This is a genomic window from Marinobacterium lacunae, assembly GCF_000705555.1.
Classification (GTDB): Bacteria; Pseudomonadota; Gammaproteobacteria; order Pseudomonadales; family Balneatricaceae; genus Marinobacterium_D; species Marinobacterium_D lacunae.
The window spans coordinates 195,328-211,933 of record NZ_JMQN01000057.1 but is presented as its reverse complement, the minus strand read 5'-3'; the positions used below and the strand labels follow the sequence as shown (position 1 = coordinate 211,933).

Below are 16,606 nucleotides of genomic sequence, written 5' to 3'. Positions count from 1 at the left end.
GCGCTTCGCAGAATTTCAAGGCCCGCCCGGCCCATTTTCTGATAGCCAGAGTCTGAGTCAGAGGTGTTATTTACAGGCGTAGAGGAAATACGTTTGCCGTTAGCCGGGCATCGAGTACGTGTACTGCTAATCGGAGATGCGGCCCATGCATCGACTCCCTTTAAGGGGGCGGGAGGGCAGTAGCGTTGGACGATACGGTGCTGCTGTCTGATTTGCTGGATAAACTTCCACCTGAGCAGGCCATGTTCCGTTTTGAGGAACAGCGTTATCCATTGTGTGAATATGTTTAGCGCGTGGCTCGACGTGTGGGTGAATTGGAGAACAATCAGGGCTTTGGGCGACGCAAAAAATCCCCACCCGCTAACGGGTGAGGAAAGTGCCAAAAGAAATCTGTGTTTTCAGTGTTTAGCCTGCGATAGCGCGCATTATTATAAATAGGAGTGACGGGCCAAGCAGGCAGCCCAGTGCAGTATAGAACGCGGCAGTCAGACAGCCGTAGGGGACCAGTTTTGGATCGGTGGCGGCCAGGCCTGCAGCGACACCGCTTGAGGTGCCCATCAGCCCGCCGAAGATAACAGCGGTTCGTGGGGAATTCAGGCCAATCATCGGTGCGACAAACGGTGTGGCGATCATAACCAGGATCGACTTTACCAAGCCTGCAGCGATGGAAAGAGCCATTACCTCTGAGCTAGCGCCCAGCGCTGCACCGGTGACCGGGCCGACGATGTAGGTCACGGCGCCTGCACCGATGGTGGTCAGGCTCACTGCATCGGTATAACCAAACGCCATGGCGACGGCGACGCCGGCAAAAAAGGAGGAGAATATCCCCATCGCCAGAGCTATGACCCCGCTTATACCGGCCCGTTTCAGCTCTTCGATATTTACCCCGAAGCCGGTGGCGACGATGGCGAAGTCACGCAGCATTGAGCCGCCCAGCAGTCCAATCCCCGACAGCAGCGGAATATCGACCAGACCTTTCTGGCCCCCGGTAAAGACGCCGCTAAAGTAGGCCATGATCAGACCCAGGAGAATCGCTATCGCTGAGCCATGAATGCGGCCCTTGGTAAAACGCCCGGAGAGCCAGTAGGAGAACCACATGGTGACGCCAATAAAGGCGAAAGCAGTGACCAGATTATATTTGTCAGTAACGTGGAGTAGTGAATCGTACATGCTGTCACCTTAAGCGCTGGTTGCCTGAGAGGCGGTTTTTTCGGTTTCTTCCGCTTTGTCCTGACCGATGCGAGCCAACATCGGAACCAGTGCAAAGCCGCATATGACAGCAGTTATACCCGCGGTGATCGCCATCGGTCCGCCGGTCAGTGCGCCCATTACGTTCTGTTTAGCCGCCATGGCGACTACAACGGGAATATAGATTGCGCTCCAGAATTCGACGCCTTGTTCGGTCTTTACGTCGATCAGACCGCGCTTGTTGAGGTAGCTGCCTGCGAGGATCAGCAGGATCATAGCGATGCCGACCCCTCCGACGTTGGCGGGTACGCCGATCAGAGTGCCGAGGATTTTGCCAGCGGTGATGCCGGTCAGCGTGCACACTGCCAGAAGTGTGACTCCGTAGATGATCATAATGGGTTCTCCAGATTATTTATTCGTATTGTTCCTGGTTGTAGCGCGTGTACGATCTTTTGATTTTAAAGGGTACAAAGGCATTAATTTCAGTGGTTTATTATTGCTCCTTCGCTCTAGTATGTTGTCATTCGAGTTAAATGAATAAGGTCAGGTTTGTATATCTGACTGCAGTGCCTTGCAGATCCCACTCGGTAGTACCCGCCGGAACAGTCCGGTCAGGGAGTTGCCCGGCGGCATTTCGATAACCCGTTCTAAGCCGCGTTCTACCAGCATCTGGCAGCTGTCATGCCAGTGCATCTGCAAAGACATGTTTTGCGCCAGGTCTCGCCGTATATCCTCCTGTTTGTGCAATACGCGTGCGCGGGTAGCGCTGACATAGCGGCAGTTGGAACTGCGTATCTCAACCTCTGCAAACGCCCCTGCGAGAATTTCGGCCTGTTCACTCAACAGTTCGCAATGGGAGGGAACGGGCACATCCAGCATCTGTCCGGCACAGGGGACGCTGGCCTTCAGTAGCTCTACCGATTCCCGTAGGGCGCTGCGCTCACCGGCCAGGACAAACTGCTGTTCCGCATTGAGGTTGGCGAGAAACACGTCCCGGCCCTGTGCCCTTTGTGCATCTACAACGGTTTCGATCGCGTAGCGGGAAGCACCGATCAGGGCCAGCATGCCATAGCCACTGGGGTAAGCCTGCTGCATCAACTGTCCACGAAGCGCCACCAGTTGCAGTGCATCACTGAATTCCAGTATTCCAGCGACGACCGCTGCGGGATATGCGCCGATCGACAGGCCGAGTACAAAGTCCGGTTTACCGGACTGCTGTTGAAAATGTTCGCCCCAGATTACGCCGCTGATCAGCAGCGACAGTTGCACGTTGCGGGTATCTGTCAACGCCTCAGCGGTGTCGAGTGTGCGAACGGCCTGTCCTAGCACCTTTTCTGCTTCGTGGACCCTCGCTTCAGCGACTTCAGTGCGTGGAAGCTGCGCTAACATTCCAGCACGCTGCGCCCCCTGGCCGGGGAAGGTGAAAGCGGTCAGCATGGCTTAACTCCTTCATCCTTTTCACCGGCCCAGGGCGTTTTTGTCAGACGCGGTCCAGTATCGGTCTTTTGCAGAACCTGCTCTGAAGAACCGGCCCATTCCGCCAAGGCTATGGCACCCATAGGTGTGTCCAGCTGGATATCGACACGACAGCTCGCAGTTCCGAACAAGTCTATGAGTTCTGCGGCCTGCTCTCGGCAGATAGGGGCCGTAGCATCGATAACCAGATCAAGATCGCTTTCGGGCCGAAGCTGACGTTCGCCGGTGGCAAACTCGTAGCCAAGGCTGCCGGTAACGCCCCAGCGCAGCGGCAGGGTGTTCAGCAACGGAGCCAGCTTGCAGAGCGCAATCAACACCGGATGCCTGTTGCGTTCACAGTGTGCCAGCCAGGGCTTGGTAGCGGTGAGCGTGTAGGGATCGAGATGCTTGCTGACAGCCTTCAGTGGGGCGAAAGCGGGTTGACGCTGAGCCTTGCTTTCACCGCGCACGCCGACCGGTATCCATCCAGATTCGACGGGAGCCCTGCGCACGACCACTGGTCCGCTACCGTTTACCACCCAGTCTGGTAGTTCGGTACCGGGAACAGGCGCGCGCAGTTGCCCGCGGTCTATCCAGATGAGGTCGTGCGCACGGCAATTCATCATGCCTCCCACTGAGTGCGCAGCTGTTCGCGCACCAGGCGGGATGCCCCGCGGTTAACGCCGTTGAGACGACGCTCGAGACCGGTATCGCCGGGCTGAATATCGTTGAGCGCATCTACCAGCACTGAACGGACCTTGTCGAGATCGTTGGTGCTAGGCGACTCGGCAGATTCTACCTCGACCAGAGGTTCCAGCAGCCCGAGCGACGCATAGCTTTCCAGGTCATAGGCCATGGGCGGGATATCGGCGGCCAATTTGTCTAGCTCTTCTTCGGTACGCAGAGTCACGCGCGCGGCTGCAGCTTTGCCCATGGCATGAACCTGCACGCCGCTGTCGGCTAATGCAAAGATACGGTTGGCCTGATAGCCGTGCGCGAGGAAAGCTCCGGACATCGCTTTGCCAACCAACAGGGAAATCACTGGATGGCCAGCAAGTCTTGCCCGGGCATAGGCGCTGACCGCGGCGGCTAGTGCTTGATGGAGACCCAATGCCTCTTCACGACGACCATAGGCCTGGCTGGGGACATCCACGATAGCGATAAGGGCACGTTTTTGCGGGTTGTGCGCATCGGTTTTGATGGCGTCATCAATAGCAGCAGCCAGCCCGTAACCTTCAAGCAGTCCGACTTCACCGCGGGATGCGCGGGGGAAGTGGCTGTCGGGGTCCGGCTGAACCAGCAGCACGCGACAGGCGTGTCCAGCCACCTCACCATCGGCAATCCGCAGGGAGGGCACGGCGGCCTGTTGGGTAACCATGCCAGCGGTCAGCCCGTCGAACCAATGGCCACCACGCTTACTGATGGGTTTGCTCTGTGCTGTCATGCTGTTTTCCCCTGTGTCAGTGTGAAGCGGGCGCGTTGAGCGTCGATCTGTTCGCGGGTATCAAACTGCTGCAGGCGCTTCAATGGTGCGGCTATATCGTCGCTTCGGTGCAGGGTCGGTACGCCTGCGGCCAGACAGTCACGAACGCAGGTGGAGAGTGCACTGACATCGTCATCGACAAAGGCATCGACCAAGCCGGTTGCAAAGCGCTGGATGCCGCCGGTCAGGCCCCAGATCAGACCGCGGTCACGGGAGTCATACTCCTCGACGCCTGCTTCTTGCTCAATGACCTGAGGGCCGTTCAGGCCCAAGCGGCCTTCGCGGGTGATGATCAGATAGCTGCACAACCCGGCGGTGATCGACATGCCGCCGAAGCAGCCCACGGGACCTGTGACCACGGCGATGACTGGCTGGTATTGACGCAGTTCGACGATGGCGGACTGGATCTCGGCGATGGCGGCCAGGCCCAGATTGGCTTCCTGCAGGCGCACACCGCCGGTTTCCAGCATCAACACCGCGGCAGTGGGGTTGCCCTTGCGGTTTTCTTCAATCGCCAGCTCCAGTATCCCGGCGATTTTGGCGCCGCCCACTTCGCCCAAGCTACCGCCCTGAAAGCCACCTTCGATCGCGGCAGCGACGACCGGTTTATCGTCCAGCTTGCCGCGGGCGATAACCACGCCGTCGTCAAACTGCGGCACGATGCCCTGCTTTTCGAGCCAGGGTGAGGTGAGACGGTCGAAGGGTGTGAGCAGCTCACGCATGCTGCCGCTATCCAGCAGCGACTCGATACGTTTGCGGGCGCTCAGGTCAATAAACCCAAGCTGCTCGGTCCGATTCAGTGCGGTATTCGTTAGTTCAGTCATGCCGAAGCCTCCACCGCTGATGCCAGTTCGATCGCCTGTTCGATACGCAGCCGAATGACGCCGGGCGTAGCGGCAAAATCGTGAATGTCCATGCGCATAGCGGGCAGGGAGATGCGTGCCTCAATCTGTTCGATCACCTGGCGCCAGCGGATCTCGCTGCCCGGTGATGAGGTCTGGATATGGATCTCGGTCTGAGAGCCTTGGAGAGGCTCGATCATCACTTCGAGATCGCCAGAGCCCACATAGCCGACTAGCGCTGGCTGGATCTCGGCTGCGCGGGCTGGGCGTGTAAAGTGCAGGGTTTCCATCATTGTTCTCCTTGTTATCGGATGGCGTCGGGAAAGAGGCGGTCCACCAGCAAGGTGGCGGCCAGCAGATCGGCGGCTCCGCCCGCGGAGGCGTTGAGGCTCAACAGCTGAGATTCCAGCTGTGCCAGCGCGCGACGACCGGCGAAGCTGCCGCAACCACCTGCTTTCAGCACCGCAGCAGCGCCTTGTTGCATCGCAGACAGCCCGGCAAGTCCTGCCCTGGAAAGTACGCAGGTATCAGTCAGGGCGGTCATGATCGAGAGTAGTGCGTTGAGCTGGGCTACCGACTCCACGTCGCCGTTTGCACGGCTTTTGCGCAGGGTTGGCAGGCTCATCTGGTGCAGGTGTGGAAAGCCCTGTTGCGCCTGTTCGCGGGCGCCGGGCAGGCGAAACTCGCGGGCTACCTTTTCGCCGTTGCTTACCGTCTTTGCCGCTGGAGCCGATGGGTCGGGCAGACGGGCCAGCTGTGCGGTGCGATTGAAGAGATCCGCTTCGCTGTCACCGACTGTGGCGGCGGCGGTAACGATCAGGCCCAGTGCCCAGATGGCGCCGCGGTGAGTGTTAATGCCGTCGGTGACGGACAGCATTTCGGCTTCGGCTTCCCGGCCCAGGCGTCCGATGCACTCACGTAGTTCTGCATCGGAGCTTATCGTCAGCGCGGCTTCCGCCATACGGGCGAACCAGGGCTCCAGACAGCGGGCGGAGCTGAGCATCAGTGCCAGGTTCATATCGCTGTGTGCCCCGTCACCGCGGCTGTCGACCAGCGCCGGTTTCGGACTGAGTCTGGCTTCCTGCTCCAGTGCCCAGGTCGCCAGCTCACCAAGATAGGCCGCATGGGATGACCAGGCTGTAGGAGCGTAGTTATAGCGCTTCTCTATGGTGCTCATGGCTTACCAGCTCCTGAATTTGGCGGGCGGCTCATAGAGTCCACCGGACCAGCGTTCCAGGTCACCGATACTGCGAGCGGCCAGTAGGTCGCGCCTGGCGTCGCTGCGGCGGATCCCCAGGTCTTCTGGATAGGCCACCAGCCCTTCGGCGCGCAGCTGGGCGGTAACGGCCGGATCGCGGTTCAGGCCGATTGGAGTCACACCGGCTACGGCGGCGATCATGGCGCGACGCTGTTCCAGCGACTGGGCCTTATAGAGGTAGGCGATCCCTTCTTCGGTCAGGACATGGGTTACATCGCTGGCGTAGATCATCACCGGGGCCAGCGGCATCTGGTAATCACGAGCCATGGCCAGGGCATCCAGCTCTTCGACCAGTGTCGGTTTGGCACTGTCCTGGAAGGTTTCGACCATCTGCACCACCAGCTTGCGACCCTTGCTGAGCAAAGAGTCGTCCGGCTTCATGTCGAGCCAGGCTGGCGACGAGTGGCGACGACCGCCGCAGTCGTGACCCATGTTGGGAGCACCACCGAAGCCGGCGAGTCGACCGCGGGTGACGGTAGAGGAGTTGCCATCGCCATCCACCTGCAAGGTGGAGCCGATAAACATGTCTACTGCGTACTGGCCTGCAAGCTGGCAGAAAGCTCGGTTGGAGCGCAGCGAACCATCCTTGCCAGTGAAGAACACATCCGGGCGTGCAGCCACGTAGTTCTCCATACCCAGTTCGGTACCGAAGCAGTGCACGCTTTCCACCCAGCCGCTTTCGATGGCCGGGATCAGTGTCGGATGCGGGTTCAATGCCCAGTGGCGGCAGATCTTGCCCTTGAGGCCGAGCGATTCACCGTAGGTCGGCAGCAGCAGTTCGATGGCCGCGGTGTTGAAGCCTATACCGTGGTTAAGCGACTGCACCTGGTGGCGCTCATAGATACCGCGGATTGCCATCATCCCCATCAACACATGCACATCGGTGATCAGGCGCGGGTCGCGGGTGAACAGCGGCTCGATAAAGAACGGCTGGTCAGCCTCGACGATGTAATCGACCCAGGAGGCGGGAATATCGACGCGGGGCAGGTCGGATACATCATCGACGATTTCATTGACCTGGAATACAACGATACCGTCGCGGAAGGCGGCGGCTTCGGCCAGCACCGGGGTGTCTTCTGTGCTCGGCCCGGTATAGATGTTGCCTTCACGGTCCGCTTTAAAACCTGCTAGCAGAGCAACCTTGGGATTGAGGTCAACGAACAGACGGGCGTAGAGCTCGATATAGGTGTGAATCGCGCCCACCTCAAGCAGACCATCTTCCATAAGCTGGCCGATTCGCAGGCTCTGTGGACCAGAGAAGGAGAAATCCAGTTTTCGAGCGATGCCGTTCTCGAACAGATCCAGGTGTTCGGGGCGGCCCACGCTTGGCATTACCATATGTAGGTTGTTGATCACGTCCGGATTCAGGGCACCCAGAGAACGGGAGAGAAAGTCTGCCTGTTTCTGGTTGTTGCCTTCGAGAACCACCTTGTCACCGGACCTCAACAGGCGCTCAAGCGCAGCCTGAATGGAGTCGGTGGGGATGATCGGACCGTCGGCTATTCCTTCGAGGCTGGCCATGCGGCTCTGCTTGTCCTGGCGGCGTTTCTGCCAGTTGATCGAGGGTTCCGCGGGAGCGTTCATGGGATATCCTCAGCTTGCATTGTTATTGTTGTTATCCACCTTAAAAGGGCTTGAGAGGTCCTTCAATTAAGTTCATTGACGGATCATTACCCTGAGAGTAATGATTGTTATGAACAGATCAGCCCAAACACTAAGAAGGATAAAAATGTGCTCGACGACACGTTTACGTTAAAGAAGCTTGAGATATTTCTGGCTTTTATGAAGGCCGGAACACTGGCCGATACGGCGGAGGATCTGGGCATGAGCACGGTCAGTGTTCACCGTGCAATCCACTCGTTGGAGGAGGGGCTTAAGTGTGCTCTTTTTCGCCAGGAGGGGCGGCTATTAGTACCGCTGCCGAGCGCATTGGTGCTTGAAGAAAGAGTGCTGAGCATCGTCGCTTCGCTGGATGATGCGGTCAAAGTGACGCGCGAAACGGCCGGTATCTACTCCAATAAATTCAAGCTTGGGGCGCTCTATTCACTGACACTGAATACGGTACCGAGATTGATTGCCGGGATGAAACTGCGCAAAGGTGATCTAAATATCGAGCTGACACTTGATTCCAATGAGGTGCTGTTTCGCAAACTCAAATCGGTGGAGCTGGATGCGATATTGGTCTCTTTGGAGCCAGGGTTCCGTGACGATGACTTCACCTGCCTGCCACTGTTCAATGATGAGGTGCTGTTGGCGGTGCCTGCCGACTCCGATCTCAGCGATGCCAGCCCCTTGGACCTATCGGACTTCCGTGAGCAGACCTTCGTTACACTAAAGAAAGGCTTTGCCACCTTCAGGGACAGCTACCGAGCGTTTGACCGTGCGGGGTTTGAGCCGAACGTGGTCATGGAGGTTAGCGATATTTTCTCGTTGATCAGTATGGTCAGCGCCGGTGTCGGCTTTGCGTTGCTGCCGCGCCGTGTTGAAGCAGTATTTGAGAATAAGATTCGCCTGCTGCCATTGAAAGGGATGGGAGATATACGTCAGAACATCTCAATGGTGTGTCTGGCAAATCGCGAGCGTGATCCACGAATCCTTGCTTGCATTGCCGAATGTCGTACCTACTCAAGAGAGCTTTAACGTCTTTATCTGAGTAATACGGGTATAAGGTCAGGAGGATTAATATCTCACTGTAGGAGTTCATATACAAAGTGGGTAGGGGCGATGTGATCAAGTCCGGTAAATGCGACGATGCGCGCTGCACATGATCAAGGACGCAGAGAAGGATCAACAACTCACATGTGGCGATAGCGAGTTCAGTAACAAGCGCCGCCAAACACGCAAAGAGAAGTTCCGGGGCCGGAAGAACAAATTATTCTAATCTCTTAAAATACTTAGTTAAAAACTCTACGCATACGCGCAGCTTTGCCGAATGGGAAAGACGTGTGGGGTAAACTGCCCATACATTGGCGCTTTGCGAATAGTTAGGAAGTATCTGAACCAGCCGGCCCTGTTCTAGGTGCTTTTTAACATCCCACATTGAGCGCAATACAATTCCGCATCCATCCAAGGCCCATTGCAGCACGATCTCGCCGTTGTTGGATGAAAGCGCGCCCTGTACTTTCACCGCAGTTGCCTTTCCGTCTAAGGGAGAGAGGTTCCAGATACCGAAGGATGTGTTGCGTTCCTTCAGCACTAGGCAGCTATGCTGTTCGAGATCGCGAAGTGTAGTCGGTGTGCCTCTACGCTCCAGATACTCGGGAGAGGCGCAGAGTACGCGGCGATTGCTGGCAAGCTGCTTACATATATGTTGCTCGGGCAGATCGTCACCCACGCGAATCTCAAGATCAAATCCCTCACTGATGATATCCACCGCCCTGTCATAAACATCCAGGCGTATCTCCAACTCGGGGTACTGCTCAGCTAGCAGTGACAGCGCCGGAGCAACCTGATTGCGTCCAAAACCAAAGCTGCTGCACACATGTAATAGACCTCGCGGAGTGTGATGAGCCTGTGAGAGGTCATCCATCAATCCATCCAGATCACTGAGTATCTGCAAGGCCCATCGATGAGCGCGCTCACCGTCTTCGGTTAACGCCAGGCTTCTAGTTGTTCTGTGCAGTAAACGGGTGTGTAGGGAGGACTCAAGTATCTGGATGCGCTTGCTAATGTAGGCGGGTGATTGCCCCAACTCCTCGGCGGCTGCGACGAAGCTATGCTTGCGGACCACCGTTAGAAATACACGGAGATCATCGGGAAGGGGTGATTGTTTACGATACGTGTTTTCTTGGCTCATGATTGCTGTGTTTATTCGTGAATGCGTGAACTATACCATGAATTTTAATGCTTACTGACCTAAGGGTAGGCGGCTCGACACAACCAGAATAAAGAGAACGAAAGGTCGTCCTAATACATCTGGACATTCACTCGGGAGCAGATGCACATGTTTGAACACTTCAGTCAGCAACAGTCGCGCGTGAATGGCGTCATGATCAACTACCGTATCGGTGGTCAGGGTCCCGGTTTGCTGTTGCTTCATGGGCACCCTCAAACGCACGTGATGTGGCATAAGGTAGCGGATGAGCTGGCGCGCCATTTCACCGTTGTAGCAGCCGACTTGCGGGGGTATGGCGATAGCGAGAAACCGCTTCCGTCAGCGGATCATCTGGAGTATTCCAAACGTGAGATGGCGGCGGACATGGCCGAGCTGATGAAGGTGATCGGCTTTGAGCAGTTTTCGCTGCTGGCCCATGATCGTGGTGCCCGGGTCGCGCACCGGCTGGGGGTGGATCACGCCGCGTCTGTCAAACGCATGGTGTTCCTCGATATTGCCCCGACACTGGGGATGTATGAGAACACCACTGAAGCCTTTGCCAGAGCCTACTGGCATTGGTTTTTCCTGATTAGACCCGCTCCGTTTCCTGAATCACTGATTCAGTCTGATCCCGAACTCTACATCCAAAGTGTGATGGGTGCGCGCAGTGCCGGGATGGCACCGTTTACAGCAGAAGCACTGGCTGAATACCTGCGTTGTCTACGCCTGCCGGGCACCGCCATGGCGATCTGTGAAGACTATCGAGCCGCCGCTGGCATCGATCTGGAACACGACCGGGAGGATCTGCGAAGCGGGACAAAACTCGACACGCCTCTGCTGGTGATGTGGGGAGAAGAGGGTGCGGTCGGGCGCTGTTTCGACCCGATGAGTCTCTGGCATCCTGTGGCGTCGGATGTTCAGGGAAAACCGCTGCCCTGCGGACACTACATAGCCGAGGAGATGCCAGAGCGTCTGATACAAGAGACGCTCGCTTTCCTGACCTAAAACCCAATGGCCGGAGGAGGGATACCCGCCGGCCATGACGTAACCCCTGCTTGTTTCACACCCTAGGCAACTGTGACGGCGTGCCGTGCACAGACAGGGAAGCTTTTGCCTAAAAACAGGTAACACCCTCGATTTCGTCATCCAAACAATTAAAAAAACGGTTTCGATAACATGAAAACAGCATCGTTGAACGAGAACGCCCTTACCGGGCAAGTGGCCGGAGATCATATTGATAACTCGGTATCCGACTGGAGCTATTTCCGTATTGCTGCGCTGGTGGCGGGCCCACTGTTAGCGCTTGTGCTGCTGTTCTGCCCCGCACCAGATGGAATGAAAGTAGAGGCCTGGAGACTGGTTGCGCTGCTGGCGTGGATGGTGGTCTGGTGGCTGTCTGAGGCGATACCGATTGCCGCCACCTCGCTGCTGCCCATACCAATGATGCCGCTACTGGGCGTTGGTGGCATGAAAGGTGTAGCGGCCAGTTATGGCCACCCGCTCATCTTCATGTTCTTGGGCGGTTTCCTGTTGGCGGCGGCCATGCAGCGGTGGGGCCTGCACCGCAGAATCGCCTTGCGCATCATCTCTGTTGCCGGTACCACTCCGAGTCGCGTGATCGGCGGATTTATGCTGGCCACAGCGTTCCTCTCCATGTGGATATCCAACACCGCGGCCACCATCATGATGTACGCAGTGGGTCTCTCGGTAATCGACTTCGTTGCCCGCAAGACAACCAATCAAAAGATGGTACGCAACTTCGGTGTCGCCCTGATGCTGTGTATCGCCTACAGCGCGACCATCGGCGGCATTGGCACATTGATCGGCACCCCGCCAAACGCATTGCTCGCTAGCTTTTTGTCGGCGACCTACGGCATCAATATTGATTTTGTCACCTGGATGGCGTTTGGAATGCCCATTGTCGCTGTGATGCTGCCGCTGTGCTGGCTTCTGCTTACGAAAGTGGTGTTTCCCTCTGATGAGCTGCGCATCGGTGATGTGGGCCAGATTGTCCGGGATGAGTTGGCCGGGCTGGGCCGGATGGAGAAAGCGGAAAAGGCGGTGGCGACCGTATTTGTATGTGCCGCACTGGGATGGATTTTCCGCCAGCCCATCGCGAGCCTGACCGGGCTGGCGATCAACGACACCACCATTGCGCTGGTGGCGGCATTGGCACTCTTTGCCTGGCCGGTATCCGGCAAACCGGGAAAGTTCGTGCTGGAGTGGAAAGATACCCGCAATGTTCCCTGGGGCGTGCTGCTACTGTTCGGCGGTGGTCTGGCGCTGGCGGCGGCGTTTGGCAGCACTGGGCTGGCCGAGTGGATCGGAAGCACCGTCAGCAGTGTCAGTGTTAATCAGTGGGTGCTAATTTTGGTGGTCATCGTCTCAATTGTTTACCTGACTGAAGTCACATCGAACACCGCCTCCACGGCAACCTTTCTGCCGATTCTGGGTGCGGTAGCTGTAGGGCTTGGTATTGACCCTCGCTTCCTCGTGGTGCCGGTTGCTGTGGGGGCGTCGATGGCGTTCATGATGCCTGTTGCGACCCCGCCCAATGCGATTGTTTTCTCCTACGACCAGCTTCAACTGAAAGACATGATCAAAGCGGGTATGTGGCTCAACCTGATCGCCATCTGCATCACATTAACCGCCATGTATCTGCTGGCCGACGTTCTTTTCTAAACCCTATGCCCGCTGCGCCCGGCCGGCACTGGGCGTGGCTGGCGAAGGTTTAAAACATGAGATGAATGACTATGCAAAACCCACGAACGCTCTACGACAAACATATCGACTCACACACCATCTGCACGCTTGATGATGAGGGGCACGTACTGCTCTACATCGATCGGCAGGTGCTGAATGAATATACCAGCCCCCAGGCATTCAGTGGCCTGCGGGATGCCGGGCGTAAGGTGTGGAATCCGGCGGCTCATTTGGCCGTTGTCGATCACGTAAACCCAACGGCTCCAAACCGGATTGAGGTCATGCCTGATGAGGGGGGGGCGCGTCAGGTAGCCTATCTGCGTCAGAACTGCCAGGACTTCGGACTTGAGCTTTTTGACATTATGGATAGCCGTCAGGGTATCGAGCATGTGGTCGCCCCGGAACAGGGGTTCATCCTGCCGGGCATGGTGGTGGCGGCGGGCGATAGCCACACCACCACCTACGGTGCCCTGGGCGCGTTTGGTTTTGGTATCGGCACGTCTGAGATTGAACACCTGCTGGCCACTCAGACACTCGTCTATAAGCGACTTAAAACGATGCGTGTCCGTGTTGAGGGTGCACTGGGTCTAGGAGTTGAGTCGAAGGACATCATCATGGCCCTGATACGTGAAATCGGTGCGTCGGGTGCGACAGGGTTCGTGATTGAGTTCTGCGGTTCAACCATCGATGCGCTCAGTGTCGAAGCGCGTATGACCATCTGCAATATGGCCGTCGAAGCGGGTGCACGTGGAGCGTATATGGCACCGGACAGAAAAGTCTTTGACTACTTGGCAGATAAGCCAATGGCGCCGAAAGGTGATGTGTGGCAACAGGCGGTTGACAAGTGGGGCGAGCTTAAAAGCGATGATGGGGCCAGGTTTGATCGGACGGTTGAACTGAAGGCGTCCGAGATCCGCCCGATGGTGACCTGGGGTACGAGCCCTGATCAATCCGTGACAATCGACGACCTGATACCCGATCCGGAGCTGTTGGAGATTCCCACCATGCGCCGTGATGCGCAACGCGCGCTCAGCTACATGGGTCTTACCGCCGGGCAGCCCATTAAGGGGGTTGCGATCACCCACGCTTTTATCGGCTCGTGCACCAACGCGCGTATCGAAGACCTCAGGGCCGTTGCCGCAGTGGTTAAGGGTGGCCGTGTTGCGCCGGGTGTGCGGGCGATGATCGTACCGGGGTCGACCGAGGTGCGCGCACAGGCGGAAGTGGAAGGGCTGGCGGAGATCTTCATTCAGGCCGGTTTTGAATGGCGTCAGTCGGGATGCTCCATGTGTCTGGCGATGAATGACGACGTACTCAAACCCGGTGACCGCTGCGCTTCAAGCACCAACCGAAACTTCGAGGGGCGTCAGGGGGCCGGAGCACGTACCCATCTGATGAGCCCCGCCATGGTCGCCGCCGCGGCGCTGGCCGGACATCTGACCGATATTCGTAAAGGAGTGTGAGGATATGCAACCGTTTAACCGCGTGTCTGGCACGGCAGCGCCTTTGCTGGCTGCCAACATCGATACCGATGTGATCATGCCCAAGCAGTTCCTGAAGGGGATCGACCGGAATGGACTGGCGCGAGGCACCTTTTTTGATCAGCGCTTCCTCGAGGATGGTACGCCAAATCCCCAATTTATCCTCAATCAGCCGGCTTGGGGCGACGTGAGTTTTCTGGTGGTCGGTCCCAACTTTGGCTGTGGATCAAGTCGGGAACATGCTGTCTGGGGGCTTCAGCAGTTGGGGATACGTGCGCTGGTGGGTACCTCCTTCGCGGGCATTTTTTACGATAACTGCCAGCGCAACGGGGTGTTGCTCATCCAACTGGAGAGCCATCAGCTCGAGCGTCTGGGCGAAACAATCTCTAACCCGGAACGCAATAAAATCGTGATCGACCTACCACAGCAGACCATCAGTCTGGCGGATGGCGAGAGCCTGAGATTTGAGATCGACTCACTGCGCAAAGCGTCGTTAGTGAAAGGGCTGGATGCTATCGACAGTACCCTGGAACGTGCGGAGCTGATCCGGCAGTTTCAGCAACAGCATTGGCGCGACAATCCGTGGTTACAACGGTAGTTACGCTTAACGTTCCCAATAACAATACCGGCCTCAATCTGCCGGAGAGGTGATAATGTGTTAAACGTGAATACAGTTGATGACTGGCCAACCGGCTTCTCGATTCTGCCACTCGCTGAGCAAATACCTAACGACTGGCTGGGCAAGTTCAGTTCGATGCCAAGCGCAATTATCAGTGACTGCCTTGGACGTAATGTCAGTGCGCTGGGAGTAAAGCCCTATCATGGCTTTACTCCGATGTGTGGAACCGCCCTAACGGTACGTACTCGTCCCGGTGACAACCTGATCATACTCAAAGCCTTGCAGATGGCACGACCAGGAGATGTGTTAGTAATGTCCCATATAATAAATCGGCTGGCATCGATAGGTGTCATAGACTGACATATTTTTGCCGTAGTCAGAGCACCCTCATCGCATCTATATGCCAGCAGACACGTTCGAACACGGTTAAATCCCCCGTAGTGATCAGCTCCAGAGGGGATTTACCTTCGTAATACGGATCGTCGTGAGGGCTGGACATGTAACCGTATACATCCTCAGGGTCGTCGAAGAGTGTGCTGAGGCCCGAGTGAATATTGAGTACAAAGGTCACGCGCTCACACTGTTCCTCGTTGAAGACTGCTGGAAATGGCTGGTCAGGGTCCAGCTTCAGGATCGCGAGCGCCTGATTGGGTGTGCACTGCCACTGGATGAGTACATGCAGTACATCGGTCAGCCCTGAGCTCATAGGTTTAACCTCCTCTCAGCAGTCAGTACTATCGGTGTTTTGTGTGCAGGCCGTTTCCTTTTTGATGGACAGATCGGTGGGTTTGCTTTGCGCAAGCGCTTCGAACCCCCCAGCGTTGAACAGTTGGGTATACCCCGCCTCGCGCAATGCGGCTTCTGCTATACCGGCGCGGTTGCCGCTGCGGCAGTAGAGCACGACTGGCTGATCTTTGGGGATGTCACGGGCTGCAAACTGCTCGACGATCTGCTGGTAGGGGATCAGTAGCGCACCATCTAGGTGGCCGCTGGCGTACTCCTGTTCGGTACGTACATCCACTAGCAGCGCGCCGTTGGCAATCTTTTCCCAGCCTGTATCCTCTCGCGGGCCAGCCTGAGCTACCAGACTCATGAGCAGGGCGGGCAGGAGGGTTATCAGAGCAATCAGTTGTTTTTTCATCGTTCGATCCTGTCTTCAGCATTCGGCTATTACTTTATATATATCAGAACACCCTAATGTTGGCGATCAATCGTGTAAGGCATAACGATATCGTTGATATCGTGAACCTGCCGTTATTGAATACCCCGATCTAAAGGCTATTGATACGCATAGGAAAACCGATGACTGAGTTCGCACAACTGGTAGTTGAAGATCTGGTTGAAGGCACGGGTACCGAAGTTAAAAAGGGCGGTGCCCTGATCACGGCTCACTACCGCGGCTATCTGGAAGATGGAACCGAGTTTGACTCTTCCTACGACAGGGGTGAGCCGTTTCAGACGGTACTCAGCCGCAAGAAAGTGATCGCCGCTTGGGTTGAGGGCCTTATCGGTATGAAGGTGGGTGGCAAGCGGAAACTGCGGGTGCCGTCGGATATGGGGTATGGTGAGCGCGGCTTTGGCGAAAAGATTCCGCCACATTCGAATCTGATATTTGAAATTGAACTGCTGGACGCGCTGAATCGGGAGTAAATTGCACCCGGAAAGAGGGCAGAGAGGCCTGTATATCAGTCAGCTATAAGGTATAGCTTATACATAATATAGCGGATATTGATTTTTCATGATGTGTGTGCCGATGCACACTA

Annotated in this window: 19 protein-coding genes; 7 read left to right on the top strand and 12 right to left on the bottom strand. The window is 56.7% G+C overall.

Translation table 11 applies throughout. The features are described from left to right. Positions 1-405: 405 nt before the first annotated feature. The 9 genes from madM to mdcA all read right to left on the bottom strand — a co-directional run bounded on the left by madM (position 406) and on the right by mdcA (position 7,810). Positions 406-1,170: a malonate transporter subunit MadM gene (gene madM, locus ADIMK_RS19080; RefSeq protein ID WP_036191394.1), complete on the bottom strand. Its 765-nt coding sequence runs from the start codon at positions 1,168-1,170 to the stop codon at positions 406-408. Between the two features lie 9 nt (positions 1,171-1,179). Beyond that, positions 1,180-1,581 carry a malonate transporter subunit MadL gene (gene madL, locus ADIMK_RS19075; RefSeq protein ID WP_036191392.1) on the bottom strand — a complete coding sequence of 134 codons (402 nt, stop codon included), beginning with the start codon at positions 1,579-1,581 and terminating at the stop codon, positions 1,180-1,182. Positions 1,582-1,731: 150 nt separating this feature from the next. Then, on the bottom strand, positions 1,732-2,625 hold the full coding sequence (gene mdcH / locus ADIMK_RS19070) for a malonate decarboxylase subunit epsilon (protein ID WP_036191389.1): 894 nt from the start codon (positions 2,623-2,625) through the stop codon (positions 1,732-1,734). Further along, the gene (locus ADIMK_RS19065) at positions 2,619-3,266 is read right to left on the bottom strand and encodes a malonate decarboxylase holo-ACP synthase (protein ID WP_051693125.1); all 648 of its coding nucleotides are present in this window, start codon (positions 3,264-3,266) and stop codon (positions 2,619-2,621) included. The genes mdcH and ADIMK_RS19065 overlap by 7 nt, the downstream gene beginning before the upstream one ends. Then, a complete protein-coding gene (gene mdcE, locus ADIMK_RS19060) occupies positions 3,266-4,087 on the bottom strand; it encodes a biotin-independent malonate decarboxylase subunit gamma (protein WP_036191383.1) in 822 nt (273 codons plus the stop codon). The genes ADIMK_RS19065 and mdcE overlap by 1 nt, the downstream gene beginning before the upstream one ends. Beyond that, on the bottom strand, positions 4,084-4,950 hold the full coding sequence (locus tag ADIMK_RS19055) for a biotin-independent malonate decarboxylase subunit beta (RefSeq protein WP_036191379.1): 867 nt from the start codon (positions 4,948-4,950) through the stop codon (positions 4,084-4,086). Before ADIMK_RS19055 ends, mdcE begins: the two co-directional genes overlap by 4 nt. Further along, complete coding sequence (gene mdcC / locus ADIMK_RS19050) at positions 4,947-5,258, bottom strand: malonate decarboxylase acyl carrier protein (RefSeq protein WP_036191376.1); 312 nt, start codon at positions 5,256-5,258, stop codon at positions 4,947-4,949. The genes ADIMK_RS19055 and mdcC overlap by 4 nt, the downstream gene beginning before the upstream one ends. A 14-nt stretch (positions 5,259-5,272) precedes the next feature. Then, positions 5,273-6,145, bottom strand: a complete 873-nt coding sequence (locus ADIMK_RS19045) for a triphosphoribosyl-dephospho-CoA synthase (protein ID WP_036191373.1) — start codon at positions 6,143-6,145, stop codon at positions 5,273-5,275. A gap of 3 nt (positions 6,146-6,148) precedes the next feature. Then, positions 6,149-7,810: a malonate decarboxylase subunit alpha gene (mdcA, locus tag ADIMK_RS19040; RefSeq protein WP_036191370.1), complete on the bottom strand. Its 1,662-nt coding sequence runs from the start codon at positions 7,808-7,810 to the stop codon at positions 6,149-6,151. A gap of 147 nt (positions 7,811-7,957) precedes the next feature. Here mdcA and ADIMK_RS19035 point away from each other — a divergent pair, with 147 nt between their 5' ends. After that, complete coding sequence (locus ADIMK_RS19035) at positions 7,958-8,866, top strand: LysR family transcriptional regulator (RefSeq protein WP_036191367.1); 909 nt, start codon at positions 7,958-7,960, stop codon at positions 8,864-8,866. A gap of 232 nt (positions 8,867-9,098) precedes the next feature. On the opposite strand, the gene ADIMK_RS19030 is transcribed toward ADIMK_RS19035, so the two are convergent. Then, a complete protein-coding gene (locus tag ADIMK_RS19030) occupies positions 9,099-10,022 on the bottom strand; it encodes a LysR substrate-binding domain-containing protein (protein WP_036191364.1) in 924 nt (307 codons plus the stop codon). Between the two features lie 147 nt (positions 10,023-10,169). On the opposite strand from ADIMK_RS19030, the gene ADIMK_RS19025 reads away from it, so the two are divergent. The 5 genes from ADIMK_RS19025 to ADIMK_RS22370 all read left to right on the top strand — a co-directional run bounded on the left by ADIMK_RS19025 (position 10,170) and on the right by ADIMK_RS22370 (position 15,203). Next, positions 10,170-11,045 carry an alpha/beta fold hydrolase gene (locus tag ADIMK_RS19025; RefSeq protein WP_036191361.1) on the top strand — a complete coding sequence of 292 codons (876 nt, stop codon included), beginning with the start codon at positions 10,170-10,172 and terminating at the stop codon, positions 11,043-11,045. Positions 11,046-11,216: 171 nt separating this feature from the next. Continuing rightward, a complete protein-coding gene (locus tag ADIMK_RS19020; protein WP_081849871.1) occupies positions 11,217-12,722 on the top strand; it encodes an SLC13 family permease in 1,506 nt (501 codons plus the stop codon). Between the two features lie 71 nt (positions 12,723-12,793). Then, positions 12,794-14,206: a 3-isopropylmalate dehydratase large subunit gene (gene leuC / locus ADIMK_RS19015; protein WP_036191358.1), complete on the top strand. Its 1,413-nt coding sequence runs from the start codon at positions 12,794-12,796 to the stop codon at positions 14,204-14,206. Between the two features lie 4 nt (positions 14,207-14,210). Continuing rightward, complete coding sequence (gene leuD, locus ADIMK_RS19010) at positions 14,211-14,822, top strand: 3-isopropylmalate dehydratase small subunit (RefSeq protein ID WP_036191355.1); 612 nt, start codon at positions 14,211-14,213, stop codon at positions 14,820-14,822. 156 nt (positions 14,823-14,978) lie between these two features. Continuing rightward, a complete protein-coding gene (locus tag ADIMK_RS22370; RefSeq protein WP_156043011.1) occupies positions 14,979-15,203 on the top strand; it encodes an RraA family protein in 225 nt (74 codons plus the stop codon). Between the two features lie 16 nt (positions 15,204-15,219). Here ADIMK_RS22370 and ADIMK_RS19005 read toward each other — a convergent pair whose 3' ends face one another. Next, on the bottom strand, positions 15,220-15,549 hold the full coding sequence (locus ADIMK_RS19005) for a DUF2384 domain-containing protein (protein ID WP_051693124.1): 330 nt from the start codon (positions 15,547-15,549) through the stop codon (positions 15,220-15,222). Positions 15,550-15,564: 15 nt separating this feature from the next. Further along, positions 15,565-15,984 carry a rhodanese-like domain-containing protein gene (locus ADIMK_RS19000; protein WP_051693123.1) on the bottom strand — a complete coding sequence of 140 codons (420 nt, stop codon included), beginning with the start codon at positions 15,982-15,984 and terminating at the stop codon, positions 15,565-15,567. A gap of 161 nt (positions 15,985-16,145) precedes the next feature. Between ADIMK_RS19000 and ADIMK_RS18995 the strand changes: the two genes are divergently transcribed. Further along, positions 16,146-16,493, top strand: a complete 348-nt coding sequence (locus ADIMK_RS18995; protein WP_036191352.1) for an FKBP-type peptidyl-prolyl cis-trans isomerase — start codon at positions 16,146-16,148, stop codon at positions 16,491-16,493. The last annotated feature ends 113 nt before the right edge of the window (positions 16,494-16,606 follow it).

Excerpts from the sequence above, each read along its gene's own strand:
- mdcC (WP_036191376.1), bottom strand. The coding sequence starts at position 5,258 with ATGGAAACCCTGCACTTTACACGCCCAGCCCGCGCAGCCGAGATCCAG.
- mdcA (WP_036191370.1), bottom strand. The coding sequence starts at position 7,810 with ATGAACGCTCCCGCGGAACCCTCGATCAACTGGCAGAAACGCCGCCAG.
- leuC (WP_036191358.1), top strand. The coding sequence starts at position 12,794 with ATGCAAAACCCACGAACGCTCTACGACAAACATATCGACTCACACACC.
- ADIMK_RS19025 (WP_036191361.1), top strand. The coding sequence starts at position 10,170 with ATGTTTGAACACTTCAGTCAGCAACAGTCGCGCGTGAATGGCGTCATG.
- leuD (WP_036191355.1), top strand. The coding sequence starts at position 14,211 with ATGCAACCGTTTAACCGCGTGTCTGGCACGGCAGCGCCTTTGCTGGCT.
- madL (WP_036191392.1), bottom strand. The coding sequence starts at position 1,581 with ATGATCATCTACGGAGTCACACTTCTGGCAGTGTGCACGCTGACCGGC.
- mdcE (WP_036191383.1), bottom strand. The coding sequence starts at position 4,087 with ATGACAGCACAGAGCAAACCCATCAGTAAGCGTGGTGGCCATTGGTTC.
- ADIMK_RS19000 (WP_051693123.1), bottom strand. The coding sequence starts at position 15,984 with ATGAAAAAACAACTGATTGCTCTGATAACCCTCCTGCCCGCCCTGCTC.
- ADIMK_RS19055 (WP_036191379.1), bottom strand. The coding sequence starts at position 4,950 with ATGACTGAACTAACGAATACCGCACTGAATCGGACCGAGCAGCTTGGG.
- mdcH (WP_036191389.1), bottom strand. The coding sequence starts at position 2,625 with ATGCTGACCGCTTTCACCTTCCCCGGCCAGGGGGCGCAGCGTGCTGGA.
- ADIMK_RS19005 (WP_051693124.1), bottom strand. The coding sequence starts at position 15,549 with ATGAGCTCAGGGCTGACCGATGTACTGCATGTACTCATCCAGTGGCAG.
- ADIMK_RS19030 (WP_036191364.1), bottom strand. The coding sequence starts at position 10,022 with ATGAGCCAAGAAAACACGTATCGTAAACAATCACCCCTTCCCGATGAT.
- ADIMK_RS19045 (WP_036191373.1), bottom strand. The coding sequence starts at position 6,145 with ATGAGCACCATAGAGAAGCGCTATAACTACGCTCCTACAGCCTGGTCA.
- ADIMK_RS22370 (WP_156043011.1), top strand. The coding sequence starts at position 14,979 with ATGCCAAGCGCAATTATCAGTGACTGCCTTGGACGTAATGTCAGTGCG.
- ADIMK_RS19065 (WP_051693125.1), bottom strand. The coding sequence starts at position 3,266 with ATGAATTGCCGTGCGCACGACCTCATCTGGATAGACCGCGGGCAACTG.
- ADIMK_RS19020 (WP_081849871.1), top strand. The coding sequence starts at position 11,217 with ATGAAAACAGCATCGTTGAACGAGAACGCCCTTACCGGGCAAGTGGCC.
- madM (WP_036191394.1), bottom strand. The coding sequence starts at position 1,170 with ATGTACGATTCACTACTCCACGTTACTGACAAATATAATCTGGTCACT.
- ADIMK_RS18995 (WP_036191352.1), top strand. The coding sequence starts at position 16,146 with ATGACTGAGTTCGCACAACTGGTAGTTGAAGATCTGGTTGAAGGCACG.